Annotated in this window: 15 protein-coding genes, 21 tRNA genes and 3 rRNA genes; 34 read left to right on the plus strand and 5 right to left on the minus strand. The window is 43.7% G+C overall.

The features are described from left to right. Positions 1-12 precede the first annotated feature (12 nt). From QUF73_21660 to QUF73_21680, 5 genes are read left to right on the plus strand one after another with little or no spacing between them, the layout of a single operon-like run. Positions 13-960, plus strand: a complete 948-nt coding sequence (locus QUF73_21660; protein ID MDM5228734.1) for a 2-dehydropantoate 2-reductase — start codon at positions 13-15, stop codon at positions 958-960. A 30-nt stretch (positions 961-990) separates the two neighbouring features. After that, a complete protein-coding gene (locus tag QUF73_21665) occupies positions 991-2,073 on the plus strand; it encodes a tartrate dehydrogenase (GenBank protein MDM5228735.1) in 1,083 nt (360 codons plus the stop codon). Between the two features lie 2 nt (positions 2,074-2,075). Further along, positions 2,076-2,816 carry a glucose 1-dehydrogenase gene (locus QUF73_21670; protein ID MDM5228736.1) on the plus strand — a complete coding sequence of 247 codons (741 nt, stop codon included), beginning with the start codon at positions 2,076-2,078 and terminating at the stop codon, positions 2,814-2,816. 54 nt (positions 2,817-2,870) lie between these two features. After that, positions 2,871-4,283: an aldehyde dehydrogenase family protein gene (locus QUF73_21675; protein MDM5228737.1), complete on the plus strand. Its 1,413-nt coding sequence runs from the start codon at positions 2,871-2,873 to the stop codon at positions 4,281-4,283. Further along, complete coding sequence (locus QUF73_21680; GenBank protein ID MDM5228738.1) at positions 4,276-5,382, plus strand: Ldh family oxidoreductase; 1,107 nt, start codon at positions 4,276-4,278, stop codon at positions 5,380-5,382. The genes QUF73_21675 and QUF73_21680 overlap by 8 nt, the downstream gene beginning before the upstream one ends. Before the next feature lie 228 nt (positions 5,383-5,610). Here QUF73_21680 and QUF73_21685 read toward each other — a convergent pair. Both QUF73_21685 and QUF73_21690 read right to left on the minus strand, forming a co-directional pair. Next, a tRNA-Ala gene (locus QUF73_21685) sits at positions 5,611-5,683 on the minus strand. Positions 5,684-5,750: 67 nt separating this feature from the next. Then, positions 5,751-6,449 carry an MgtC/SapB family protein gene (locus QUF73_21690; protein MDM5228739.1) on the minus strand — a complete coding sequence of 233 codons (699 nt, stop codon included), beginning with the start codon at positions 6,447-6,449 and terminating at the stop codon, positions 5,751-5,753. 147 nt (positions 6,450-6,596) lie between these two features. Here QUF73_21690 and QUF73_21695 point away from each other — a divergent pair, with 147 nt between their 5' ends. Beyond that, complete coding sequence (locus QUF73_21695) at positions 6,597-7,511, plus strand: DMT family transporter (GenBank protein MDM5228740.1); 915 nt, start codon at positions 6,597-6,599, stop codon at positions 7,509-7,511. 64 nt (positions 7,512-7,575) lie between these two features. Here QUF73_21695 and QUF73_21700 read toward each other — a convergent pair whose 3' ends face one another. Continuing rightward, positions 7,576-7,755 carry a hypothetical protein gene (locus QUF73_21700; protein MDM5228741.1) on the minus strand — a complete coding sequence of 60 codons (180 nt, stop codon included), beginning with the start codon at positions 7,753-7,755 and terminating at the stop codon, positions 7,576-7,578. A 759-nt stretch (positions 7,756-8,514) separates the two neighbouring features. Between QUF73_21700 and QUF73_21705 the strand changes: the two genes are divergently transcribed. The 23 genes from QUF73_21705 to QUF73_21815 all read left to right on the plus strand — a co-directional run bounded on the left by QUF73_21705 (position 8,515) and on the right by QUF73_21815 (position 15,481). After that, positions 8,515-10,064 (plus strand): 16S ribosomal RNA (locus tag QUF73_21705). A 308-nt stretch (positions 10,065-10,372) separates the two neighbouring features. Continuing rightward, positions 10,373-13,308 (plus strand): 23S ribosomal RNA (locus QUF73_21710). Between the two features lie 127 nt (positions 13,309-13,435). After that, positions 13,436-13,552, plus strand: a 5S ribosomal RNA gene (rrf, locus tag QUF73_21715). Together the 16S, 23S and 5S rRNA genes with 20 tRNA genes alongside form the textbook arrangement of a ribosomal RNA operon. A 9-nt stretch (positions 13,553-13,561) precedes the next feature. Next, positions 13,562-13,637: transfer RNA gene (locus QUF73_21720), tRNA-Val, on the plus strand. A 20-nt stretch (positions 13,638-13,657) separates the two neighbouring features. Then, positions 13,658-13,733 (plus strand) — tRNA-Thr (locus tag QUF73_21725). Between the two features lie 143 nt (positions 13,734-13,876). Beyond that, positions 13,877-13,952 (plus strand) — tRNA-Lys (locus tag QUF73_21730). Positions 13,953-13,967: 15 nt separating this feature from the next. Next, positions 13,968-14,052 (plus strand) — tRNA-Leu (locus QUF73_21735). A gap of 8 nt (positions 14,053-14,060) precedes the next feature. Further along, positions 14,061-14,135 (plus strand) — tRNA-Gly (locus tag QUF73_21740). Positions 14,136-14,141: 6 nt separating this feature from the next. Then, a tRNA-Leu gene (locus QUF73_21745) sits at positions 14,142-14,230 on the plus strand. Between the two features lie 15 nt (positions 14,231-14,245). Next, positions 14,246-14,322: transfer RNA gene (locus tag QUF73_21750), tRNA-Arg, on the plus strand. A 7-nt stretch (positions 14,323-14,329) separates the two neighbouring features. After that, positions 14,330-14,406, plus strand: a tRNA-Pro gene (locus tag QUF73_21755). A gap of 9 nt (positions 14,407-14,415) precedes the next feature. Further along, positions 14,416-14,491: transfer RNA gene (locus QUF73_21760), tRNA-Ala, on the plus strand. A gap of 18 nt (positions 14,492-14,509) precedes the next feature. Then, positions 14,510-14,586 (plus strand) — tRNA-Met (locus QUF73_21765). A 17-nt stretch (positions 14,587-14,603) separates the two neighbouring features. After that, positions 14,604-14,680 (plus strand) — tRNA-Ile (locus tag QUF73_21770). A gap of 13 nt (positions 14,681-14,693) precedes the next feature. Continuing rightward, positions 14,694-14,786: transfer RNA gene (locus QUF73_21775), tRNA-Ser, on the plus strand. Between the two features lie 12 nt (positions 14,787-14,798). Continuing rightward, positions 14,799-14,872: transfer RNA gene (locus QUF73_21780), tRNA-Met, on the plus strand. A 3-nt stretch (positions 14,873-14,875) separates the two neighbouring features. Next, positions 14,876-14,952 (plus strand) — tRNA-Asp (locus QUF73_21785). A 23-nt stretch (positions 14,953-14,975) separates the two neighbouring features. Then, a tRNA-Phe gene (locus tag QUF73_21790) sits at positions 14,976-15,051 on the plus strand. A 14-nt stretch (positions 15,052-15,065) separates the two neighbouring features. Then, positions 15,066-15,139: transfer RNA gene (locus tag QUF73_21795), tRNA-Gly, on the plus strand. A gap of 4 nt (positions 15,140-15,143) precedes the next feature. Then, a tRNA-Ile gene (locus QUF73_21800) sits at positions 15,144-15,220 on the plus strand. Positions 15,221-15,234: 14 nt separating this feature from the next. Further along, a tRNA-Asn gene (locus QUF73_21805) sits at positions 15,235-15,309 on the plus strand. Positions 15,310-15,314: 5 nt separating this feature from the next. Continuing rightward, positions 15,315-15,405 (plus strand) — tRNA-Ser (locus QUF73_21810). 4 nt (positions 15,406-15,409) lie between these two features. After that, a tRNA-Glu gene (locus QUF73_21815) sits at positions 15,410-15,481 on the plus strand. 92 nt (positions 15,482-15,573) lie between these two features. Here the strand turns inward: QUF73_21815 and QUF73_21820 are convergent. Continuing rightward, positions 15,574-15,771, minus strand: coding sequence for a hypothetical protein (locus QUF73_21820; GenBank protein ID MDM5228742.1), 198 nt, complete (start codon positions 15,769-15,771; stop codon positions 15,574-15,576). Positions 15,772-15,994: 223 nt separating this feature from the next. Between QUF73_21820 and glgB the strand changes: the two genes are divergently transcribed. From glgB to QUF73_21845, 5 genes are read left to right on the plus strand one after another with little or no spacing between them, the layout of a single operon-like run. Next, positions 15,995-17,941, plus strand: coding sequence for a 1,4-alpha-glucan branching enzyme (glgB, locus tag QUF73_21825; protein MDM5228743.1), 1,947 nt, complete (start codon positions 15,995-15,997; stop codon positions 17,939-17,941). Then, entirely contained in the window at positions 17,883-19,028 is a 1,146-nt protein-coding gene (locus QUF73_21830) for a glucose-1-phosphate adenylyltransferase (GenBank protein MDM5228744.1), read from the plus strand. The genes glgB and QUF73_21830 overlap by 59 nt, the downstream gene beginning before the upstream one ends. Before the next feature lie 54 nt (positions 19,029-19,082). Next, positions 19,083-20,111: a sugar phosphate nucleotidyltransferase gene (locus QUF73_21835; protein ID MDM5228745.1), complete on the plus strand. Its 1,029-nt coding sequence runs from the start codon at positions 19,083-19,085 to the stop codon at positions 20,109-20,111. Next, on the plus strand, positions 20,108-21,559 hold the full coding sequence (gene glgA / locus QUF73_21840) for a glycogen synthase GlgA (protein MDM5228746.1): 1,452 nt from the start codon (positions 20,108-20,110) through the stop codon (positions 21,557-21,559). Before QUF73_21835 ends, glgA begins: the two co-directional genes overlap by 4 nt. Beyond that, positions 21,549-23,963 carry a glycogen/starch/alpha-glucan phosphorylase gene (locus tag QUF73_21845; protein MDM5228747.1) on the plus strand — a complete coding sequence of 805 codons (2,415 nt, stop codon included), beginning with the start codon at positions 21,549-21,551 and terminating at the stop codon, positions 23,961-23,963. Before glgA ends, QUF73_21845 begins: the two co-directional genes overlap by 11 nt. Positions 23,964-24,274: 311 nt before the next feature. On the opposite strand, the gene QUF73_21850 is transcribed toward QUF73_21845, so the two are convergent. Beyond that, complete coding sequence (locus tag QUF73_21850; GenBank protein MDM5228748.1) at positions 24,275-25,123, minus strand: dimethylarginine dimethylaminohydrolase family protein; 849 nt, start codon at positions 25,121-25,123, stop codon at positions 24,275-24,277. Positions 25,124-25,164 lie beyond the last annotated feature (41 nt).

Consider the following 25,164-nt stretch of genomic DNA (forward strand, 5'->3'; position numbering starts at 1 on the left):
GAAGGTGCTATTTTGAAAACTTTAATAGTTGGTGCTGGGGCCATGGGATCCCTTTTCGGTGGGAAATTAAAACAATCTAATTTTGATGTTACGCTTTTTAATAGAAAAAACGAACATATAGAAAAAATTCAAGAAGCTGGTTTGCGTATTATCGAAAGAGACGGCACCCTATCAAAGGTGGATATTCCTGCAGTTACTGATCCGTCAAACCTTGATGGAACATATGACCTTATTATTATTTTGGTTAAGACATTTGCTACTGAAATAGTACTGCAACAGGTTTTACATACAATGGATAAAGAGACCATTATTTTAACTTTGCAAAATGGTGTTGGGAATCTTGAAAACTTACAAAAATTAATTCCAGGACATCACGTTGGGGCAGGGGGGACAGGGGCCGGTGCTGGAATTATTGAGGATGGTTTAATTGGTCATCGTGCATGGGGAGATACTTTTATCGGATTTTCTGACAATGAAACGGAATCGGAAAAACTTCAAAAAATTGCTGATATGTTTACAAGTAGCGGATTAAAAACCGACGTGTCAGATGATGTGCAATCAGTCATTTGGAGTAAATTAATGGTGAATGTAGCGTTCAATGGCCTTACTGCAATAACAAGATTAAAAAATGGCGATGTTGTTCTTCCGACAGAAGGAAAGGAAATAGTGAGGAAATTGATAGAGGAAGCAGTGAAGGTAGCTGAAGCAAAAGGAATTAAGCTATTATACGAAAGTCCTGTACACGATTGTATTGAAATGGGACTTACAAAAATTGGCGAAAACAAATCGTCCATGTTAACGGATATATTAAATAAACGTAAGACAGAAATAGATGTTATTAATGGTGCAATAGTAAAGTATGGTTCTATATATTCAGTCCAAACCCCATTCAATGAAATGGTAACAAATTTGGTTAAGTTAATTGAAGGAAGTTATGAAAAGTTGGTAGAGAGTGTATAAGTTTTTCAATCATGAAGAGGAGTGATGTGGATGACAAGTCATAGGATTGCTGTTATACCTGGGGATGGAATCGGACCGGAAGTAATGAACGAAGCAGTTAAAGTACTAGAGCTACTCCAAAAGCTGGATTCTTCATTAAAAATCGAATTTGATACCTTTGATTGGAGCAGTGAGTATTACCTAAAGCATGGAAGAATGATGCCGGAAGACGCCTTGGATACATTAAAAAAATTCGATGCGATTTTGTTCGGAGCGATTGGCGATAAACGGGTGCCTGATGATGTGACGGTATGGGAGCTAATTATGCCAATTCGGAAAAAGTTTAAGCAGTACATTAATTTTAGGCCAGTTAAATTATTAAAAGGAGTTTCTTGTAGATTTACAGGTGAAGATATTGATTTTGTGATTATCCGTGAAAACGCTGAAGGTGAATATTCCAATAGCGGCGGTAGATTGTATCAGGGCCATCATCAGGAAATTGCCGTTCAAAACACTATTATTACACGAACAGGTACGGAAAAAGCTGCAAGATTTGCTTTTGAATATGCACAAAAGCATGGAAAAGGGACGGTCACCAGCGCGACAAAATCCAATGCGATCATCCATTCAATGAAACTATGGGATGAGGCTGTACGTGAGGTTGGAGAAGAATTCCAAGCTATTAATCTACAAAGTTACTATATTGATGCTCTTGCAGCCTATTTCGTCTCAAAACCAGAGGAATTTGAAGTTGTTGTTGCTTCCAATTTGTTTGGGGATATTTTAAGTGACTTAGGCTCTGCGGTTGTAGGAGGGCTTGGGTTGTCCCCGTCTGCAAACTTAAATCCAGAAGGGGAATTCCCATCCATGTTTGAACCTGTCCATGGGTCAGCTCCTGATATTGCGGGCAAAGGAATCGCCAATCCAATTGCACAGATCTGGTCGGCGGCTCTTATGCTTGAGCATTTAGAGAGAGGGGATTTAGCTGCAGTCATATTGGAATCAATTGAACAGGTTCTTGTACAAAAAGAAGTGCAAACACCTGATTTGGGTGGTAATTCAACGACAAGCGAGATGGGATCAGCCATACGAGATGCTATTCAACAATTACTATTAGTGAAAGAGAGGCGATGAAGATGAGATTAGAAAATGAAGTATATGTTATTACGGGTGCACAGGGCGGAATGGGAAAAGAAACCGTGAAACGGTTTTTAGAGGAAGGAGCTTTTGTTGCAGCTGTTGATATAAATGTGGACGGTGTGGAGGAAAGCGATCGTCTTTTGCCGATTGCTGCGGATTTAACAAAGGAAGAGGATGTTGCGAAGGTTTTTTCAGCTGCAAACGAGAAATTTGATCGCATTGAGGGGCTTGTTAATATAGCAGGCATCGCCCAGCCGGTAACACCGATTGAAGAAGTAAGCTTGACGGATTGGGAGAAAATTATGCGTGTAAACGCAACAGCCCTATTTTTAACATGCCGTGCTGCTGTACCTTATATGAAGAAACAAGGGAATGGAGTGATTGTAAATATCGCTTCTATATCAATGGTGAGGCCTCGACCAGGTTTGAATGCTTATATTGCTTCAAAGGGAGCTGCCGTTTCTTTTTCGCAAGCATTAGCCATCGAATTAGCTGAATATGGAATTCGGGTAAATGTCGTGAACCCAGGTCCAGCAGACACGAATATGCTTGGGCAATTCACATCAAGGGATGCAGATATTGAAGTAATGAAGGAATCTGTTTTTAGGAAAAGTGTTCCATTAGGAAGGTTAATTAATCCGAATGATATTGCGAATTCTCTTGTGTATTTGTGTTCGAAAGAAGCAGCCATTGTGACGGGTTCTGTAATCAATGTAGATGGCGGAAGGGGGATTTAGTAAGTGAGGGAGGTCGATGTGCAAGTTACAGGATGTTTCATAGGCGGCGAATGGATGATTATGGACAAAGAAAGATTAATAGAAGTGAAGAATCCAGGGGATGGCTCAGTCTTAGCTTTTGTTCCAAGAGGAGGTAAAGAAGAAATTGATCTTGCTGTAAAAGAAGCGAAAAAAGCTTTTCATTCAAAAGAGTGGAAGATGTTCAAGCCTTATAATCGGGGCAAGCTTCTTTATCAGATTGCAGAAGTCATCCGTGAGAATAAGGATGAATTAGAAAAATTGGAAACGTTAGATGTTGGAAAGCCCCTTGCACAGTCTTCTGTGGATGTAGAGATTGCAGCACGTTATTTTGAATATTATGCAGGTGTAGCTGACAAAATTCTTGGAGAAACGATTCCAGTTGAACCAGGAATCATCGATTACACAGTTCGTGAACCAATTGGCATTGTCGGACATATTATTCCGTGGAATTATCCGCTGCAGATTGCAGCAAGAAGCATCTCCGTTTCCATAGCAACCGGAAACGCAGCTGTCCTGAAACCTGCAGAGGATACACCTTTAACAACGCTAAAGCTTGTTGAATTAATAGAGCCATTAGGACTGCCGAAGGGTATATTGAATGTTGTAACAGGTTACGGTAATGAAGCAGGCGCTGCGCTTTCGGCTCACCCTGATATTAATCATATTACGTTTACAGGTTCGGTTGAGACAGGGAAAAGGGTCATGGAATCAGCAGCAAAAAATATAGTTCCTGTTACCCTAGAGCTTGGCGGAAAATCGCCGAATATTGTTTTTGCCGATTGTAATGACGAGCAGGCGCTCGAGTGGGTCCTAAAGTCCATTGTACAAAATGCAGGTCAAACATGTTCTGCAGGCTCACGCTTGGTAATTGAAAAGACAATTAAGGAAACTTTTGTAGCCAAGCTTATAGATGCGATGGAAAAACTGACGATTGGTCCAGGAATTGAGAATCATGATCTTGGACCAGTGTTATCACAGAAACAATATGAGCGGATCCAAAGCTTTATTGATCTGGCAAAGCAAGACGGAATTAGGATTGCGACGGGCGGAGAGCGTGAGTTAGTAGAGGGCTGCGAATCAGGCTACTTCCTTCAGCCGACCATCTTGGATAATGTTCCTGCAAGCCATCATCTTGCACAGGAGGAAATCTTTGGTCCTGTATTGACAGTAACTACCTTTGAAACAGAGGAAGAAGCAATCGAAATTGCCAATGGCACACCGTACGGACTTGTAGCAGGAGTATGGTCTGAAAACGTCGGCAGAGCACACCGCGTTGCCAGCATGCTGCACTGCGGCCAAGTTTTCATCAATCACTATGGTTCCGGTGGCGGCATTGCCCAACCATTTGGAGGATACAAAAAAAGTGGTTTCGGCAGAGAAAAAGGACTAGAGGCGCTTAGGAATTATACACAGGTGAAGAACGTGGCGGTAAAATTTCATGAGTAAGAACTATATTATATCAAGAGATCATTTAATTTGTTTTTGCACAGACTTATTCAAGGCTTATGGAGTAAAAGCTGATGAGGCTAGTATATTTGCAGAGGCATTAGTATCGACAGAACTTCGAGGCGTAAAAAGTCATGGTATGGTAAGGATCAAAAATTATATTGATCGAATTAATGGAGGTACCTTGGATCTAGATAAAGAAATTACAATAATAAACGAGACATCTACCACAGCTTTAATAGATGGAAATAATGGTATTGGTATGGTTATCTGCAAGAAGGCAGTTGATATTGCAAGAAAAAAAGCGAAAGAGAATGGAATAGGAGTTGTTTCAGTAAGACAAAGTAATCATTTTGGTGCAGCTGGTATTTGGGGAATAGAGCTAGCAGGAGAAGATATGATCGGTATTTGTTCCACAAATTCAGAGCCTATTGTTTCTGCACCTACAGGTAAGACGAGAGCTCTAGGAAGCAATCCGTTTTCTATTACAGCACCAGCTGGAAAATATCCTCATGTTAGTCTGGATATTTCCAATGGTGTAATGGCATTAGGAAAAGTGTACGAATATAAGCGCTTGGGCAAAATTTTTCCAGAAGGCAGTTGGCTTGATACAGACGGCAATCCAACAACAGATCCAAATGCAAATCCAGTTGCTGAATTTATTATGAGACCGTTTGGTATGCACAAAGGGTTTGGTCTAACAGTAATGATGGAAATTCTAACGTCGTTGTTAGCAGGTGGAGCTTATGGACCAGAGATTCCTAGTGTGTATAGAGATATAGATAAACCTAATCCAATTAGCCACTTCTTTATGGCGATCCGTATTGAGTGTTTTAGAGAACTTTCAGATTTTAAATCCTCAGTAGATGAATTGATTGAATATTTACACGGATTGCCTGTTCGGGATGGGAATAAAAGCGTGCTCTATCCTGGAGAAATCGAAGCAAAAATAGCTGAGAGGAATTTAAAATCAGGCATTATATTATCGGAGGATGTAGTAAATGAACTCAAGGATATGGCTAAAGCTAAAAATGTTGTAATTTCAAATGACCCATTTAAAATTGCACCTGATGATCTTGAATCCATACCACAAATTTAAATAAAAAAGTAAGTATCTGGTTGACTAGAAGTAAGTGCTGAGGAGACCAAGTTCATGGCTAATAAATAAGTAAGCCCCTGATGAGTGTTTCGAAAAGAACTTTCTTACTAACAAATAAATTTTTTAGTTAACTAAAGGTGTACATTTTGTGCACACTTAATAAATATAAACATAAATAAAAAATCACTATAAAAGAAAAAACCCTTGCTAAGCAAGGGTTTTTCAATATGGAGAATAGGGGGCTCGAACCCCTGACCTCAACGCTGCCAGCGTTGCGCTCTCCCAGCTGAGCTAATCCCCCGAGAAGTGGTACAAGAAAAATTATAACCACATCGGAGTTATCTTGCAAGAGGAATTATAAAATAATTTTACTGCATACTATCGATTTCCATGCACTGCACTCCAGGGATACTTGAAACGCTGTAATAAACATCCGTAGTTCTTCTTTTATAGTCGACGGCAACTATCAGCTGTACTAGATGCAGATGTTCATCTTCTAAATCTTTAATGCGAATATGTTTTATAGATATATCAAGGTCTTTTACCGCTGGGATGATGTCAGCGATATTTTCTTTATCCCTTACTTTCAGCTGCAGATTGATTTCTTTTTCTCTTAAGCGTTTGGGACCAATTATGCCCATGATAAAAGGAATTACCTCCACTGAAATAATAAGGAGCGCCACTCCCGCCATTGCTTCAATATAAAAGCCGGCTCCTACAGCAATTCCGATTCCTGCTGCCCCCCAAATTAAAGCAGCTGTTGTAAGACCTGAAATACTGTCATTTCCCCGCCTTAAAATAACGCCTGCACCCAAAAAGCCGATTCCTGAAACAATTTGGGCAGCTAAACGGAGAGGATCCATCGTTATGTTAATGTCATCATTACCGGGAAACATATAGGCCGATTCTATAGACACAATAGTCAGCAGACAGCTTACTATGGAAATAACTAAACTGGTCTTTAAGCCGACCGGCTTTCTTTTTAATTCCCTCTCCAGGCCTATAACAAGACCCAGGACTGCTGAAATACCCAGCTTCATTAATATTTCTATCTCTAAACTGCTCATAATATCTCCCGCTTTTTTAAGTATTATATATCCAAAATATGATCTCTAAAATCCTGCTTAAATAAAACCGTAGTAAAAGTTTGACTATACGTTGTAAAATGAAATATACCCTAATTATTAGGAAACAGAAACAAGGAGTATTAAAAAATGTCAGATAAAAAAATAAATCCCTATGTTGCCCTGGCGATTGGCGTCATTTCTGTCTCTACTTCAGCCATATTGGTGAAGGTATCCAGCGCCCCATCGGGAGTCATTGCTTTTTACAGATTATTATTTTCTGTTCTTTTCATGTTGCCTGTATTTCTTATAAAGTATGTTCCGGAACTTCGTCTTATTACACGGCGGGATTGGATCTATTCCATCATTGCCGGTGTGTTTCTTGCATTCCATTTTATTCTCTGGTTTGAGTCACTGAACTACACCTCTGTAGCCAGTTCCACAGTCCTTGTGACACTCCAGCCCTTATTTGCATTTGCAGGCACATATTTCTTTTTTAAAGAAAAGTTTACCTGGAAAGCCATTTTGAGCGGGTTTCTGGCAATTGCGGGCAGTGTTATTATCAGCTGGGGAGATTTTCAAATCAGCGGGACTGCTTTGTTCGGGGATATACTTGCAATCATTGCCTGCGCCCTGGTAACGGCTTACTTAATGTTTGGCCAAACAGTCAGAAAAAGACTATCGCTCGTTACTTACACCTTTGTTGTTTATAGTATAAGCACTATTACATTGTTATTTTATGTGTTAATCGTCGAAGAACCTTTACTCCCATATGGAACCGGTGATTGGGTATATTTTATCTTGCTCGCTCTTGTTCCCACCCTGCTCGGACATACATTATTTAATTGGTCAATAAAGTGGCTAAGCACTTCAACGATTTCTATGGCCATCTTATTTGAGCCAGTCGGTGCTGCTGTTTTAGCATATTATTTACTTCATGAGTCTATTTTATGGACGCAAATTCTTGGGGGAACAATTGTAATTGGAGGAATAACTCTCTTCTTATTAGATGAGAGAAGGATTCGAATGAAAGAATTGAAGAAAAAAACAACGGTTACCGGATAAATAGATAAGCAATCTATTTTGAAGTATATAAGAGAAAAATCTCCCTGGGAATGGGGAGATTTTTTTATCTAAATACATAAGTCAGAGCAGAAAAAATAAATGCAGCTGTAACAGAAAAGATGAAGGTGCCTCCATAGACCTCTTCATCTGAATTTGCAATTTTAATCCCCTCTGCATAGGCGTAAGCAAACAAAAATATGGCCATGATTACTGATAGATATAGTGCAGCGGTTTCCAGTGTCATTCACACCTTCCGTTTAAAGTAGAGTTAATAGATTTTATGAAAAATAACCAAAACTATTACTATATCTTTATATTGTTAATATTTAAAACTTGATTTCTCTCTCCCGTGACGGCTAATCAATAAATTATGTATAAATTTAATTATTGTTAAAAGAAGCTAATAAAAGTGTGGAAAACTGAACAAAGTTATCCACATGATGTGGGTAACTTTGTTGACAACTGAATTTATAAGTGTTTAGTAGTGGATAAGTTTGTGGGTATGTGAAATGAAGGTTTCGAATAATATGTTACTGATATAATGAATTTTCAAAAGTTCAGGTGAAATGCGTTTAAATTTGATGTTAAGAAAATGCACATTTTATGAGATCTGGCTATAGAACAATTAAAATATATAAAGTTTTATCGTAAAGGTGCCGTCTTTTAAATTGATTCCAAAACAACAATTTAATAGAGAGTAGATATATAATAATATGCACTGAAAATATAAAGATAAACATTTTTAAAAATTATATTGCAAACATTTAATAAGTCATGGTATATTAATTCTTGTCCTCAACAAGGCATGTTAAACAGAAAAAAGGATTTTAAAAAAGTTGTTGACGTGCTAATGGATAACATGTTATATTGATAAAGTCGCTTCTGAGCGATAAGGTAAAATATAGCAAAGAGAAATTGATCTTTGAAAACTGAACGAACAAAAACGTCAACGTTAATTCTTTAGTCTTTTTTGAAAAGACAATTTATGAGCTTAATCAACTCTTATATGGAGAGTTTGATCCTGGCTCAGGACGAACGCTGGCGGCGTGCCTAATACATGCAAGTCGAGCGGACAGATGGGAGCTTGCTCCCTGAAGTCAGCGGCGGACGGGTGAGTAACACGTGGGCAACCTGCCTGTAAGACTGGGATAACTCCGGGAAACCGGGGCTAATACCGGATAATTCTTTCCCTCACATGAGGGAAAGCTGAAAGATGGTTTCGGCTATCACTTACAGATGGGCCCGCGGCGCATTAGCTAGTTGGTGAGGTAACGGCTCACCAAGGCGACGATGCGTAGCCGACCTGAGAGGGTGATCGGCCACACTGGGACTGAGACACGGCCCAGACTCCTACGGGAGGCAGCAGTAGGGAATCTTCCGCAATGGACGAAAGTCTGACGGAGCAACGCCGCGTGAGTGATGAAGGTTTTCGGATCGTAAAACTCTGTTGTTAGGGAAGAACAAGTACCGGAGTAACTGCCGGTACCTTGACGGTACCTAACCAGAAAGCCACGGCTAACTACGTGCCAGCAGCCGCGGTAATACGTAGGTGGCAAGCGTTGTCCGGAATTATTGGGCGTAAAGCGCGCGCAGGCGGTTCCTTAAGTCTGATGTGAAAGCCCCCGGCTCAACCGGGGAGGGTCATTGGAAACTGGGGAACTTGAGTGCAGAAGAGAAGAGTGGAATTCCACGTGTAGCGGTGAAATGCGTAGAGATGTGGAGGAACACCAGTGGCGAAGGCGACTCTTTGGTCTGTAACTGACGCTGAGGCGCGAAAGCGTGGGGAGCAAACAGGATTAGATACCCTGGTAGTCCACGCCGTAAACGATGAGTGCTAAGTGTTAGAGGGTTTCCGCCCTTTAGTGCTGCAGCAAACGCATTAAGCACTCCGCCTGGGGAGTACGGCCGCAAGGCTGAAACTCAAAGGAATTGACGGGGGCCCGCACAAGCGGTGGAGCATGTGGTTTAATTCGAAGCAACGCGAAGAACCTTACCAGGTCTTGACATCTCCTGACAACCCTAGAGATAGGGCGTTCCCCTTCGGGGGACAGGATGACAGGTGGTGCATGGTTGTCGTCAGCTCGTGTCGTGAGATGTTGGGTTAAGTCCCGCAACGAGCGCAACCCTTGATCTTAGTTGCCAGCATTCAGTTGGGCACTCTAAGGTGACTGCCGGTGACAAACCGGAGGAAGGTGGGGATGACGTCAAATCATCATGCCCCTTATGACCTGGGCTACACACGTGCTACAATGGATGGTACAAAGGGCTGCGAGACCGCGAGGTTAAGCGAATCCCATAAAACCATTCTCAGTTCGGATTGCAGGCTGCAACTCGCCTGCATGAAGCCGGAATCGCTAGTAATCGCGGATCAGCATGCCGCGGTGAATACGTTCCCGGGCCTTGTACACACCGCCCGTCACACCACGAGAGTTTGTAACACCCGAAGTCGGTGGGGTAACCATTTGGAGCCAGCCGCCTAAGGTGGGACAGATGATTGGGGTGAAGTCGTAACAAGGTAGCCGTATCGGAAGGTGCGGCTGGATCACCTCCTTTCTAAGGATATTTACATGAAACGTGACGCGTTTTGTTCGTTCAGTTTTGAGAGTTCAATCTCTCATTGAAAGATTCGTTCTTTGAAAACTAGATAATGTTAATGAAGAAGCAATAACCGAGTAATCGCCATCTTAGTTTTTTTTCTCTTATTATTGTTTTAAAACAACGTAAGAGCACAAACCATGAGGACGATGAGCGGCAAGGAGATCAAGGAAGCGACCGAGTGAGCACCGGAGCGTACTTCAGTACGTGAGGAGCGGAGCGAGAGAGCTGACGCAGAGATCCGCAGTCGATCAGCGGCCGAAGTAGGTTAAGTTAGAAAGGGCGCACGGTGAATGCCTTGGCACTAGGAGCCGATGAAGGACGGTACTAACACCGATATGCTTCGGGGAGCTGTAAGTAAGCTTTGATCCGGAGATTTCCGAATGGGGAAACCCCCTATCCGTAATGGGATAGGATCTTTACCTGAATACATAGGGTATTGAAGGCAGACCCGGGGAACTGAAACATCTAAGTACCCGGAGGAAGAGAAAGCAAACGCGATTCCCTGAGTAGCGGCGAGCGAAACGGGATTAGCCCAAACCAGGAGGCTTGCCTCCTGGGGTTGTAGGACACTCTACACGGAGTTACAAAGGAACGAGGTAAATGAACAGGTCTGGAAAGGCCGGCCAGAGAAGGTAAAAGCCCTGTAGTTGAAACTTCGTTCCCTCCAGAGTGGATCCTGAGTACGGCGGGACACGAGAAATCCCGTCGGAAGCAGGGAGGACCATCTCCCAAGGCTAAATACTCCCTAGTGACCGATAGTGAACCAGTACCGTGAGGGAAAGGTGAAAAGCACCCCGGAAGGGGAGTGAAAGAGATCCTGAAACCGTGTGCCTACAAGTAGTTAGAGCCCGTTAATGGGTGATAGCGTGCCTTTTGTAGAATGAACCGGCGAGTTACGATTACATGCGAGGTTAAGTTGAAGAGACGGAGCCGCAGCGAAAGCGAGTCTGAATAGGGCGAATGAGTATGTGGTCGTAGACCCGAAACCAGGTGATCTACCCATGTCCAGGGTGAAGTCCAGGTAACACTGGATGGAGGCCCGAACCCACGCACGTTGAAAAGTGCGGGGATGAGGTGTGGGTAGCGGAGAAATTCCAATCGAACTTGGAGATAGCTGGTTCTCTCCGAAATAGCTTTAGGGCTAGCCTCATGTAGTAAGAGTCTTGGAGGTAGAGCACTGTTTGGACTAGGGGCCCCCATCGGGTTACCGAATTCAGACAAACTCCGAATGCCAAAGACTTATCCATGGGAGTCAGACTGCGAGTGATAAGATCCGTAGTCAAGAGGGAAACAGCCCAGACCACCAGCTAAGGTCCCAAAGTATACGTTAAGTGGAAAAGGATGTGGAGTTGCTTAGACAACCAGGATGTTGGCTTAGAAGCAGCCACCATTTAAAGAGTGCGTAATAGCTCACTGGTCGAGTGACTCCGCGCCGAAAATGTACCGGGGCTAAACGTATCACCGAAGCTGTGGATTGACATCTTTCGATGTCAGTGGTAGGAGAGCGTTCTAAGGGCGTTGAAGCCAGACCGCAAGGACTGGTGGAGCGCTTAGAAGTGAGAATGCCGGTATGAGTAGCGAAAGATGGGTGAGAATCCCATCCACCGAATGCCTAAGGTTTCCTGAGGAAGGCTCGTCCGCTCAGGGTTAGTCGGGACCTAAGCCGAGGCTGAAAAGCGTAGGCGATGGACAACAGGTTGATATTCCTGTACCACCTCTTTACCGTTTGAGCAATGGGGGGACGCAGGAGGATAGGGTAAGCGCGCTGCTGGATTAGCGCGTCCAAGCAGTTAGGCCGGTAACGAGGCAAATCCCGTTACCACACAGGCTGAGCTGTGACGGCGAGGGAAATTTAGTACCGAAGTTCCTGATTCCACACTGCCAAGAAAAGCCTCTAGCGAGGGAAAAGGTGCCCGTACCGCAAACCGACACAGGTAGGCGAGGAGAGAATCCTAAGGTGAGCGAGAGAACTCTCGTTAAGGAACTCGGCAAAATGACCCCGTAACTTCGGGAGAAGGGGTGCTCATTAGGGTGCATAGCCCTGATGAGCCGCAGTGAATAGGCCCAGGCGACTGTTTAGCAAAAACACAGGTCTCTGCGAAGCCGCAAGGCGAAGTATAGGGGCTGACGCCTGCCCGGTGCTGGAAGGTTAAGAGGAGAGGTTAGCGCAAGCGAAGCTTTGAATCGAAGCCCCAGTAAACGGCGGCCGTAACTATAACGGTCCTAAGGTAGCGAAATTCCTTGTCGGGTAAGTTCCGACCCGCACGAAAGGCGTAACGATCTGGGCACTGTCTCAACGAGAGACTCGGTGAAATTATAGTACCTGTGAAGATGCAGGTTACCCGCGACAGGACGGAAAGACCCCGTGGAGCTTTACTGTAGCCTGATATTGAATTTTGGTACAGCTTGTACAGGATAGGTAGGAGCCTGAGAAGCCGGAGCGCCAGCTTCGGTGGAGGCGTCGGTGGGATACTACCCTGGCTGTATTGAAATTCTAACCCGCGCCCCTGATCGGGGCGGGAGACAGTGTCAGGTGGGCAGTTTGACTGGGGCGGTCGCCTCCTAAAAAGTAACGGAGGCGCCCAAAGGTTCCCTCAGAATGGTTGGAAATCATTCGCAGAGTGTAAAGGCACAAGGGAGCTTGACTGCGAGACCTACAAGTCGAGCAGGGACGAAAGTCGGGCTTAGTGATCCGGTGGTTCCGCATGGAAGGGCCATCGCTCAACGGATAAAAGCTACCCCGGGGATAACAGGCTTATCTCCCCCAAGAGTCCACATCGACGGGGAGGTTTGGCACCTCGATGTCGGCTCATCGCATCCTGGGGCTGTAGTCGGTCCCAAGGGTTGGGCTGTTCGCCCATTAAAGCGGTACGCGAGCTGGGTTCAGAACGTCGTGAGACAGTTCGGTCCCTATCCGTCGTGGGCGCAGGAAATTTGAGAGGAGCTGTCCTTAGTACGAGAGGACCGGGATGGACGCACCGCTGGTGTACCAGTTGTCTTGCCAAAGGCATCGCTGGGTAGCTATGTGCGGAAGGGATAAGTGCTGAAAGCATCTAAGCATGAAGCCCCCCTCGAGATGAGATTTCCCATAGCGTCAAGCTAGTAAGATCCCTGAAAGATGATCAGGTTGATAGGTCAGAGGTGGAAGCGTGGCGACATGTGGAGCTGACTGATACTAATCGATCGAGGACTTAACCAAGTCATTGGTGAATACTCGGCAAATGCTTCTTCATGCATTATCTAGTTTTGAGGGAATGAAAAATATGAAATTTCCTCTTGAAAAATCCTAAAAAGACGGTATAATAAAACTTGTCTTTGAAAAATAGTCTGGTGGCGATAGCGAGAAGGTCACACCCGTTCCCATACCGAACACGGAAGTTAAGCTTCTCAGCGCCGATGGTAGTTAGGGGCTGTCCCCTTGTGAGAGTAGGACGCTGCCGGGCGTTAATAATGGAGGATTAGCTCAGCTGGGAGAGCATCTGCCTTACAAGCAGAGGGTCGGCGGTTCGATCCCGTCATCCTCCACCATTAAATTAAATGTACAAGCTGCCGGTGTAGCTCAATTGGTAGAGCAACTGACTTGTAATCAGTAGGTTGGGGGTTCAAGTCCTCTCGCCGGCACCACTTCAACGAGCCATTAGCTCAGTCGGTAGAGCAGATTGCAGCACCAGTGAATCACTTCACCCGAATAGCAATCTGTGACAAAGCGTTTAGCTTTGGAACATCTGACTGCACTTATCAGGATTTAGGAAGTCTCATAAAATTATGAGCCATTAGCTCAGTCGGTAGAGCATCTGACTTTTAATCAGAGGGTCGAAGGTTCGAGTCCTTCATGGCTCACCATTTTAATTTCATATTGCGGGTGTGGCGGAATTGGCAGACGCACCAGACTTAGGATCTGGCGCCGCAAGGCGTGGGGGTTCGACTCCCTTCACCCGCACCATTCATTAAGCGGAAGTAGTTCAGTGGTAGAACATCACCTTGCCAAGGTGGGGGTCGCGGGTTCGAATCCCGTCTTCCGCTCCATTTATTGCCGGGGTGGCGGAACTGGCAGACGCACAGGACTTAAAATCCTGCGGTAGGTGACTACCGTACCGGTTCGATTCCGGTCCTCGGCACCAGTAGAATTTAATAATGCGCCCGTAGCTCAATTGGATAGAGCGTTTGACTACGGATCAAAAGGTTAGGGGTTCGACTCCTCTCGGGCGCGCCATTATATACGGGGAGTAGCTCAGCTTGGTAGAGCACTTGGTTTGGGACCAAGGGGTCGCAGGTTCGAATCCTGTCTTCCCGACCATTTATTATTGGGGCCTTAGCTCAGCTGGGAGAGCGCCTGCTTTGCACGCAGGAGGTCAGCGGTTCGATCCCGCTAGGCTCCACCATGAATATTTTAACATTTCGGCGGTGTAGCTCAGCTGGCTAGAGCGTACGGTTCATACCCGTGAGGTCGGGGGTTCGATCCCCTCCGCCGCTACCATTTAATTAATCGATGCTGGACCTTTAGCTCAGCTGGTTAGAGCAGACGGCTCATAACCGTCCGGTCGTAGGTTCGAGTCCTACAAGGTCCACCACTTTCATTTATACGGAGGAATACCCAAGTCCGGCTGAAGGGATCGGTCTTGAAAACCGACAGGCGGGTCAAACCGCGCAGGGGTTCGAATCCCCTTTCCTCCTCCATAATATTATTGTCGCGGGGTGGAGCAGTCCGGTAGCTCGTCGGGCTCATAACCCGAAGGTCGCAGGTTCAAATCCTGCCCCCGCAATTTGGTCCGGTAGTTCAGTTGGTTAGAATGCCTGCCTGTCACGCAGGAGGTCGCGGGTTCGAGTCCCGTCCGGACCGCCATTTTTTAAAAATAAATAATATGTGGCTCAGTAGCTCAGTCGGTAGAGCAAAGGACTGAAAATCCTTGTGTCGGCGGTTCGATTCCGTCCTGAGCCACCATTTTAGATTCTTATGCGGGTGTAGTTTAGTGGTAAAACCTCAGCCTTCCAAGCTGATGATGAGGGTTCGATTCCCTTCACCCGCTCCAAAATGGGCCTATAGCTCAGCTGGTTAGAGCGCACGCCTGATAAGCGTGAGGTCGATGGTTCGAGTCCATTTAGGCCCACCATTTTATATTATTGTTCCGCAGTAGCTCAGTGGTAGAGCATTCGGCTGTTAACCGAACGGTCGTAGGTTCGAATCCTACCTGCGGAGCCATATATGGGGAAGTACTCAAGTGGCTGAAGAGGCGCCCCTGCTAAGGGTGTAGGTCGGGTAACCGGCGCGAGGGTTCAAATCCCTCCTTCTCCGCCATATTGGCCCCTTGGTCAAGCGGTTAAGACACCGCCCTTTCACGGCGGTAACACGGGTTCGAATCCCGTAGGGGTCATACAAAAAAGCTGTCAACAATTTGTTGGCAGCTTTTTTGTTGTCTTTTCTGTTCTGTTCCAGCTTACCCTCAGTTAGTTATTTCCCTGTTTTTTAATCAAACTTCTCTTCTTCCTTGCTTAATTTATTGCCTGGATTATTCAAATCGATTTCGGAAGATATTCCCGTATAGGGGCCTCTGAACATATCACCAATGGCCATAATCTTTCCATCCGGTGCTTCAAATAACGGAATTCTTATTTCATTTTTTGATGCCTCATTCAATAAAAATTCCTCTTCTTTATTGCTCAAAATATTATTCTCCTTTCATTTTTTGCTTCCATACTTTGTTTTATTTTGTCTAAGTTTACCGGAGATTATGTCGAACGCTGTTAAATTGGGCAGAATGCTATCGGTTTTTAGGGAGATTTAAACATTGCTGTCATAAAATTAAAAAAACTTTTACAAGGATTTTTCTCACGTTCACCGAATATAACAGGAAAGTCAAAAGAAACGAGACTGGGTGGGGAGAAGGATGGTAGTGGATACTTTGTTTCCAACCGATTATCAGCTGCATTTGTTCCATGAAGGGACATATTATGAGAGTCACCAGTTATTTGGTGCACATGTAGTTTCCAATGGCGGAGAAGTGATTACCCGTTTTTGTGTGTGGGCACCGAATGCTGAAATTATCAGATTAGTCGGTGATTTTAATGATTGGAATGGAGAAGGCTATACCTTACATAGAGTGAATAATGAAGGTGTCTGGTTTATACAGCTGGATGGAAACATGGAAGGTGCCTTGTATAAGTATGAAATTGAAACAAAGAAAGGAGATGTGTTATTAAAGGCTGATCCTTATAGCTTTTTTTCAGAAGTAAGGCCCAATACAGCATCTAAAGTATATTCGCTGGACGGGTATCAGTGGAATGACAGCAAATGGATCCAAAAAAAAGAAATGAAGTCTATTTATACGGAGCCTGCAGTCATTTATGAAGTCCATTTGGGCTCGTGGAAGCAAAAAAAATCTGGAGGTCTTTATACATACAGGGAGCTTGCAGATGAGCTAATTCCTTATGTGGTCGAACATGGGTTTACGCATATAGAATTGCTTCCTCTAATTGAGCATCCGCTCGACGCTTCCTGGGGCTATCAGGGAACAGGTTATTACTCAGTTACAAGCCGTTATGGCAGCCCGCATGATTTTATGTATTTTGTTGATCAGTGCCACCAGCATGGTGTTGGGGTCATTCTGGACTGGGTGCCGGGGCATTTCTGCAAGGATGCCCATGGCCTTTACCAGTTTGATGGTTCGTATTTGTATGAGTATGAAACAGAAGGCGACAGAGAGAACAGAGTATGGGGCACTGCCAATTTTGACCTCAGCAAAAATGAAGTTCAAAGCTTTCTTATTTCCAACGCTGTTTTTTGGATGGAAAAGTATCATATTGATGGCTTCCGGGTTGATGCGGTCGCTAATATTATCTATTGGCCTAACCGGGATGGGAAGACAGAAAATCCATTCGGCACCTGTTTTCTGCAGAACTTAAATAAAGTTGTTTCTCAATATGACTCTTCCTTTCTCATGATGGCAGAGGATTCAACAGACTGGCCGCAAGTGACTGCACCAGTCCATTATGGAGGGCTGGGTTTTCATTACAAGTGGAATATGGGCTGGATGAATGACGTTCTTACATATATGGAAACAGCTCCTGAGAGGCGATCTGGTGTTCATGGAAAGATGACATTTTCGCTTTTATATGCTTTTACAGAAAACTTCATACTGCCTTTTTCACATGATGAAGTTGTCCATGGAAAAAAATCGCTGCTTGATAAAATGCCGGGAGATTACTGGCAAAAATTTGCCCAATTCAGGCTCCTGCTTGGCTACATGATTGCCCACCCCGGCAAGAAGCTTCTTTTCATGGGGAGCGAACTTGGGCAGTTTTCCGAATGGAAAGACAAAGAACAGCTTGATTGGCATCTGCTTGATTACGACATGCATAAAAAAGCAAATGATTATGTGAAAGATTTAATAAAGGTTTATAAACGTTCAAAGGCTCTTTTTGAGCTTGATCACCTTCAGGATGGTTTTGAATGGATTGATTGTCATAATGCAGACCAATCCATCTTTTCTTTTATCAGGAAAGGCTCTAAAGTGGATGATTTTCTTGTGATTGTCTGCAATTTCACACCTGCTTTCTACCCTGATTATCGTATTGGAGTTCCAAAGGCGGGGTCTTATCGGGAAATACTCAACAGTGACAGTGATAGCTTTGGAGGATCGAATTGCACCAACAAGAGGGTCCTTAAGACTGAGGAAAAAGAGTTTCATGGCAAGCCGTTCAGCTTGGAAATGTCTATTTCGCCATTTGGCATTTCAATTTTACGCCCTGTAAAACATCGGAAGGAGAGGAAGGGAAATGGGAAAGAAAAAGTGCGTCGCAATGTTATTAGCAGGAGGGAAAGGGAGCAGGCTTAGTTCTCTGACAAAAAGCCTGGCGAAACCTGCAGTTCCGTTTGGAGGGAAATACCGGATTATTGATTTTACATTGAGCAATTGCACCAATTCCGGAATTGATACAGTCGGTGTTCTTACCCAATACCAGCCGCTGGTTCTGAATTCGTATATTGGCATAGGCAGTGCATGGGATCTTGATAGAAAAAACGGCGGTGTAACAGTGCTGCCCCCTTACAGCGAATCATCGGAAGTCAAGTGGTATACGGGAACAGCGAGTGCCATTTATCAGAACCTCAATTATCTAAAGCAGTATGATCCTGAATATGTCCTGATTTTATCCGGTGATCATATTTATAAAATGAATTATGAGCTGATGCTGAATTATCATATTGAAAAAGGCGCGGATGCCACTATTTCTGTAATTGAAGTGCCTTGGCCGGAGGCAAGCAGGTTCGGAATCATGAACACGGATGAGGAGATGCGGGTCGCAGAATTTGAAGAAAAACCAGCATATCCAAAAAATAATCTGGCCTCCATGGGAATATATATTTTTAATTGGTCTGTTTTAAAGGAATATCTGGAAATGGATGACCGGAATCCGGAATCAAGTCATGACTTTGGGAAGGATATTATCCCACTAATGCTTGATGAAAATAAAAAGCTGTTCGCTTACCCGTTCAATGGCTATTGGAAGGATGTCGGTACAGTCAAGAGCCTGTGGGAAGCAAATATGGATTTATTGGATGATGAATGCGAGCTGAATCTTTTTGATCATGATTGGCGGATCTATTCGGTGAATCCGAATCATCCTCCACAGTTTATTTCAACTCAAGCAGAGGTTGCAGAGTCTTTGATAAATGAAGGCTGTACAATTGAAGGGGAAGTTGAAAAGTCAGTGCTATTTCAAGGGGTTCTGGTTGGGAAGAATACTGTGATCCGTGAATCGGTCATCATGCCTGATGCTGTAATTGGTGAAAATGTCTATATTGAAAAGGCTATTGTGCCAAGCGGAATGAACATACCTGATGGCGTTGTGATTAGTGCTTCCGAAGAAGATGATGAAATTATTCTGATAACACAGGAAATGATACAGGGAATTTGTTCTTAATATACAGCCTGGATGCCAAAACGGCGCCTGGCCAATAAAACGGGAGGGAATGTCATGAAGAAGAGAATGCTTGGTGTGATAGACGCAACAACCTACCATGAAGATTTAGAGGAATTGACACTACACAGGTCGCTCGCAGCTGTTCCGTTTGCAGGCCGCTATAGGCTAATCGATTTTGTTCTCTCCAATATGGTCAACTCGGATATTGAAAGTGTTGCCATATTTCCGAAGTATCAATATCGCTCTTTAATGGATCATCTTGGTTCGGGGAAAGACTGGGACCTAAACAGAAAAAGGGATGGGCTATTCTTTTTCCCATCTCCTTTGCTGGATAGTCCAAGTAAAGGAATTGGATCGTTCAATCACTTTGCTGCTAATTTGGATTATTTTTATCGCAGCAAACAGGAGTATGCATTGATCTCAAACTGTTTTACCGTTTTTAATATGGATTTCAGGCCTGTTCTAGATAGACATATTATGACAGGGTGTGATATTACAGTTGTTCGGCAGGATGGGCGCTCCCTTGAAATGTACCTTGTAAAAACTTCGCTGCTCATTAGCTTAATAGAAAATAGAAACGAAACTGGATACACATGCATGAGTGATGTCGTTACAGACATCCACCATTCCTACACGATATGCAATTATGAATATGCCGGTTTGGCCGTCATGATTGATTCCATTGAAAATTACTTTGCTGCCAGCATAGGCCTATTGGAACCGGAGGCATGGAAAAATATTTTTCTGCGCAGCCAGCCGATTTACACAAAAGTAAAGGATGAACCGCCAACCCGTTATATGAAAGGTGTGAGCGCAAAGAATTCGATGATTGCGAATGGATGCATGATTGAAGGGACAGTCGAGAACAGCATTATCTCCCGAGGGGTAAAAATTGGCAAGGGCTCAGTCGTGAAAAATTGCATAATTATGCAAAAAACCCAAATAGGAGAAAACTGTGTTTTAGACTCCGTTATTTTAGATAAAGATGTTAAGGTAGAATCCGGTGCCAGGATTGAGGGAAGACATGAAATGCCTCTGGTTATTCGCAAAGGTACCGTACAAGGAGCGCTGATGAACTCGTGAAAGTATTGTTTGCTGTTTCTGAATGTGTTCCATTCGTTAAATCCGGAGGTCTTGCTGACGTAGCTGGTTCTCTCCCGAAAGAACTTGCAAAGCAGGGGACTGACGTACGGGTTATTCTTCCTAAGTATGGTTCCATATCAGATGATTTAAAAAAGAGAATGTCTAAAAAGTGCGAGTTTACAGTTCAGGTAGGCTGGAGAAACCAGTATTGCGGAATTGAAGAACTTGAGCATCAGGGAATCCTATTCTATTTTGTTGATAATGAATACTACTTCAACCGTGAAAAATTATATGGGTATTATGATGATGGAGAGAGGTTTGCCTATTTTAACCGGGCCGTGCTGGATGCTCTTCAGCATATTGATTACTATCCGGATGTCATTCACAGCCATGACTGGCATACTGGGATAATTCCTTTTCTGCTGAGGGTTGAGTATCGTGCGAAAAAGGGGTATGAGTTCATTCGGACAGTCTTCACCATTCATAATCTTCAGTTTCAGGGAATCATGCCGGGGAGTGCTTTAGGGGATCTATTAGGGCTTGACTATAGCCACTTTCATCCAGATAAGCTTGAATTCTTCGGAAATATCAATTTTATGAAGGGCGGACTTGTCGCTGCTGATAAAATTACAACTGTCAGCCCTACCTATAAAGATGAAATTCAAACGAAATATTACGGAGAGAAACTGCATGATTTGCTGAAGCGCAGAGCTTATGATCTGGAAGGAATCTTAAATGGGATTGATGATGAGTTTTATAATCCTCAGAAGGATCCATTTATAAAAGAGAACTACGCCGTTGAAAAGCTTCAGATTAAAAAAGAGAATAAGATGCATCTTCAGAAAAAATTCAGCCTGCCGGTGAAGGAAGAGGTACCGCTAATAGCCATGGTTACGAGGCTGACAAAACAAAAGGGCCTGGACCTTGTTAAATGTGTGTTCCATGAGCTTATGCAGGATGATATTCAAGTCCTTGTTTTGGGGACTGGTGATCCTGAGTTTGAGCAATTTTTCAGGGAGATGGAAGCGGGCTACCCCGATAAGTGCAAAGCATATATTGGGTTTGATGAAGGGCTAGCACATGAGTTCTATGCAGGGGCCGATTTATTCTTAATGCCTTCACAATTTGAGCCATGCGGTTTAGGGCAGATGATTGCAATGAGATATGGATCAATTCCCATCGTCAGGGAAACAGGCGGTTTAAATGATACTGTTCATTCTTATAATGAAGACAAAGGAGAAGGCAACGGTTTTTCCTTCAGTCATTTTAATGCCCATGACATGCTGTACACTATTAGAAGAGCAATAAGCTTTTACGGTGACAGCAAAATATGGGAGCAAATTATGAAAAATGCAATGGGAATGGATAACAGCTGGGCACAATCTGCTTTCAAATACAATCAGCTATATGCAGGCCTTGTTTCAAGGAGTGAAAGCCATGTTTTCTGATCGCGATGAGTTCAAAGAGGAATTCCTGAAGAAACTGGAGATGACATGCGGTAAAAGCTTTGGTGAAAGCACAGAAAGAGATCAATACTTCACGCTCGGAAATATGATCAGGGAACATGTGAGCACAGAGTGGATTAATACAAATGAACGGTACCGCATCGACCGTGAAAAGCAGGTATATTACTTATCCATCGAGTTTTTATTGGGGCGCCTGCTTCATCATAATCTGATAAACCTGGGAATAGAGGAGGTTGTCAAGGAAGGCCTGGCAGACCTGGGAATTGACTTGAACCGCCTTGAAGAAATTGAGGCAGATGCAGGGCTTGGAAACGGCGGGCTGGGACGTCTGGCAGCTTGCTTTATGGATTCACTGGCTTCCTTAAATCTTCCAGGCCATGGCTGTGGAATTCGCTATAAGCATGGCCTATTTGAGCAGAAAATCGTAGATGGCTATCAGGTGGAGCTTCCGGAGCAGTGGCTGCGGAACGGACATGTCTGGGAAGTAAGAAAAGCAGACCTGGCAATTGAAGTTCCTTTTTGGGGCAAAGTCGAAACGGCAGAGGACAACGGCAGGCTTGTGTTCCGCCATGTGAATGCTGAGACAATTTCGGCTGTTCCTTACGATATGCCTGTCGCTGGCTATAAAACAGATACGATTAACACTCTAAGGCTCTGGAATGCTGAACCGTCTCCTTATCCTGTAAATCATGATATTTTAAAATATAAAAGGGAAACCGAATCGGTTTCGGAGTTTCTATATCCTGATGATACCCATGATGAGGGGAAGATTCTGAGGCTTAAGCAGCAATACTTTCTTGTTTCGGCCAGTATCCGTTCCATTGTGCGTTCCTATCGAAAGCAGCATAATAGTTTAAGAGATTTCCATGAATATGTGAGCATTCATATTAATGATACACATCCGGTCCTTGCCATTCCTGAACTTATGAGAATCCTGCTGGATGAAGAGGGAATGGACTGGGAGGAAGCCTGGGACATTACGGTCCGGACGATTGCCTATACGAATCATACAACTCTTTCAGAGGCTTTGGAGAAATGGCCAGTCCGTATTTTTCAGCCTTTACTGCCGCGGATTTACATGATAGTGAATGAAATCAATGAACGATTTTGCCGAGGGCTTTGGGAAAGATACCCGGGTGACTGGAAGCGGATTGAGGATATGGCAATCATCGCACATGACCAGGTTAAGATGGCACACCTTGCCCTTGTCGGCAGTTCAAGCGTCAATGGTGTTGCCGCGCTTCATACAGAAATATTAAAGAAGCGGGAAATGAATCAGTTTTATGATATTTTTCCTGAGAAGTTTAATAATAAAACCAATGGGATCACACACAGAAGATGGCTGCTGAAAGCCAATCCGCTTTTATCTGGTCTTATTAATGAAAGCATTGGGGCTGGCTGGATTCGGGAACCTGAAAAGCTTCACGAACTGGCAGATTTTAAGAATGATAGAATTTTCCTTGATCAGCTGCATAAGGTTAAGCAAATGAACAAGGAAAGATTGGCAAAGCGCATCCAGGAGCAGCAGGGCATAATTGTTGATACGTCTTCAATTTTTGATATTCAGGTTAAGCGTCTGCATGCTTATAAGCGCCAGCTGTTAAATATTCTTCATGTTATGCATTTATATAATAGGCTGAAGGAAGATTCCAATTTCCGAATACATCCGCGGACATTTATTTTCGGAGCAAAAGCTTCGCCAGGCTATTACTATGCCAAGAAAATCATTAAATTAATTAATACCGTGGCTGAAAAGGTGAACAATGACCCGCAGACAAAAGATGTTCTAAAGGTTATCTTCCTGGAGAATTACCGGGTTTCGCTAGCGGAGGAAATATTCCCGGCTGCAGATATCAGCGAGCAAATTTCAACGGCAAGCAAGGAAGCTTCCGGTACAGGCAATATGAAATTCATGATGAATGGCGCTTTGACAGTGGGTACGCTTGATGGAGCCAATATTGAGATAAAAGAAAAAGCAGGAGATGACAATATTTTCATCTTTGGTCTAACGGCAGATGAGGTGCTCAGCTATTACCAAAATGGCGGGTATAATTCCAGAGAGTATTATCATCATGATAAGCGAATCCGCCTGGTTGCCGACCAGCTCGTGAATGGATTTTTCCTGGATGCCGATGATGAATTCGAGCCCATTTTTGATTCACTGCTGATGGAAAATGACCAATACTTTGTGTTGAGGGATTTTGCTTCATATGTCAATATCCAGAAAGAAGCTGGGAAAGTATATGAGGATCGGGAACAATGGCTGAAAATGAGCTTAATGAACATTGCCAGCTCAGGCTATTTCTCAAGCGACCGCACAATCAGCGAATATGCCCGGGAAATCTGGAGAATCAAGCCCGCTGGCGTTGAGATGATGAATAAGTAAAAGGAGAACAGCCTTTCCAGTGAGAAAGGCTGTTTTTGGTTGATTAGTGCGAATAACGCCCAAAAGGAAAGTCCTTAAGAGAAAATGGGAGTTAATTAGGGGGATAGCGTCCAAAATGAAGGTACTGAAGAGAAAATGGAAGTTAATCAGTGGGAATAGCGTCCAAAATGAAGGTGCTTAAGAGAAAATGGAAGTTAATCAGGAGGATTAACTCCCAAACTGTAGATGCGCAAGAGAGAAAAGCAGTTAATCACAAACAGCGGTTTCCAAGAGAGTCTATAATCTTTCTAAGGTTCATTGAGGCAGGAGATCTACACTTTACTGCGCCTAACAGGCATAGTGCAGCAGCGGAAGGCACCTCCTGATTTGATAATTTCAGTAATGTCTACCTCAATGACTTCATAGCCCCTGGACCTGAGCTCTTTATTGACATTCTTATTGATGGGAAGGCTGAAGATTTTTTTATTGCCGATAGAGAGGACATTGGTTCCGAGCGTGAATTGCTCCTCTTCCGACACTTTTATTAAATCATAGCGTGATTCCAGCATTTTAACTTTTTCCCCGTGGATCTCTCCTGGAAAGATAAGAGCTTCCTCAGGAGAAATAATATTGAATACACAATCAAGATGCAGATATGTATCTGTGAAAGGGATGGAGACGACATCATAATCGGGCATAAGGCCGCGAAGATGCTCGATCGCTTCTTCGTGGGTACGGCTGCTCACTCCAGCATATATGGTTTGGCCATCTATCAGGACGTCTCCTCCCTCTATGAGGTCTCCCGTAAGATTGTAAAAAGGGACCTGGTTTACTTCCAGCCATTGTTTCAGTACATTTTCTTCTCCTTGCCGAATATCTGCTGCCATTTCTGCAACATATACCTTTTCTCCAAGTGTAAATCCGATATCGCGGGTAAAAACTTGCTCAGGATATTTTTCAAGCGGGGGCAGTAAAACCACATTGATTCCCTGCTCCTTTAATGCACTGACAAAATGTTTGTGCTGTTTCATGGCTGTGTCTATATTAATTCCTTCTTTTTCATAATGCTTTTGTGTTTCATTAATTGTATCTACAATCGTCATGTACTTAGGTTCACAGACCACTACTTGTTCAAGTTTGTCATATTCTGAAAAGCATGCTGCTTTTATTTGTCCGGACATAATGAACCTCCCAGCAAGTTATTCTTAAAATAATATTGCCT

Origin of the sequence: Cytobacillus sp. NJ13 (genome assembly GCA_030348385.1) — a bacterium.
Classification (GTDB): Bacteria; Bacillota; Bacilli; order Bacillales; family Cytobacillaceae; genus Cytobacillus.

What these genes read in the sequence shown, in the direction of transcription:
- QUF73_21690 (MDM5228739.1), bottom strand. Translation starts at nt 6,449, where the DNA reads ATGAGCAGTTTAGAGATAGAAATATTAATGAAGCTGGGTATTTCAGCA.
- QUF73_21835 (MDM5228745.1), top strand. Translation starts at nt 19,083, where the DNA reads ATGAAGAAGAGAATGCTTGGTGTGATAGACGCAACAACCTACCATGAA.
- glgB (MDM5228743.1), top strand. Translation starts at nt 15,995, where the DNA reads ATGGTAGTGGATACTTTGTTTCCAACCGATTATCAGCTGCATTTGTTC.
- QUF73_21680 (MDM5228738.1), top strand. Translation starts at nt 4,276, where the DNA reads ATGAGTAAGAACTATATTATATCAAGAGATCATTTAATTTGTTTTTGC.
- QUF73_21670 (MDM5228736.1), top strand. Translation starts at nt 2,076, where the DNA reads ATGAGATTAGAAAATGAAGTATATGTTATTACGGGTGCACAGGGCGGA.
- QUF73_21695 (MDM5228740.1), top strand. Translation starts at nt 6,597, where the DNA reads ATGTCAGATAAAAAAATAAATCCCTATGTTGCCCTGGCGATTGGCGTC.
- QUF73_21675 (MDM5228737.1), top strand. Translation starts at nt 2,871, where the DNA reads ATGATTATGGACAAAGAAAGATTAATAGAAGTGAAGAATCCAGGGGAT.
- QUF73_21845 (MDM5228747.1), top strand. Translation starts at nt 21,549, where the DNA reads ATGTTTTCTGATCGCGATGAGTTCAAAGAGGAATTCCTGAAGAAACTG.
- QUF73_21850 (MDM5228748.1), bottom strand. Translation starts at nt 25,123, where the DNA reads ATGTCCGGACAAATAAAAGCAGCATGCTTTTCAGAATATGACAAACTT.
- QUF73_21830 (MDM5228744.1), top strand. Translation starts at nt 17,883, where the DNA reads ATGGGAAAGAAAAAGTGCGTCGCAATGTTATTAGCAGGAGGGAAAGGG.
- QUF73_21665 (MDM5228735.1), top strand. Translation starts at nt 991, where the DNA reads ATGACAAGTCATAGGATTGCTGTTATACCTGGGGATGGAATCGGACCG.
- QUF73_21700 (MDM5228741.1), bottom strand. Translation starts at nt 7,755, where the DNA reads ATGACACTGGAAACCGCTGCACTATATCTATCAGTAATCATGGCCATA.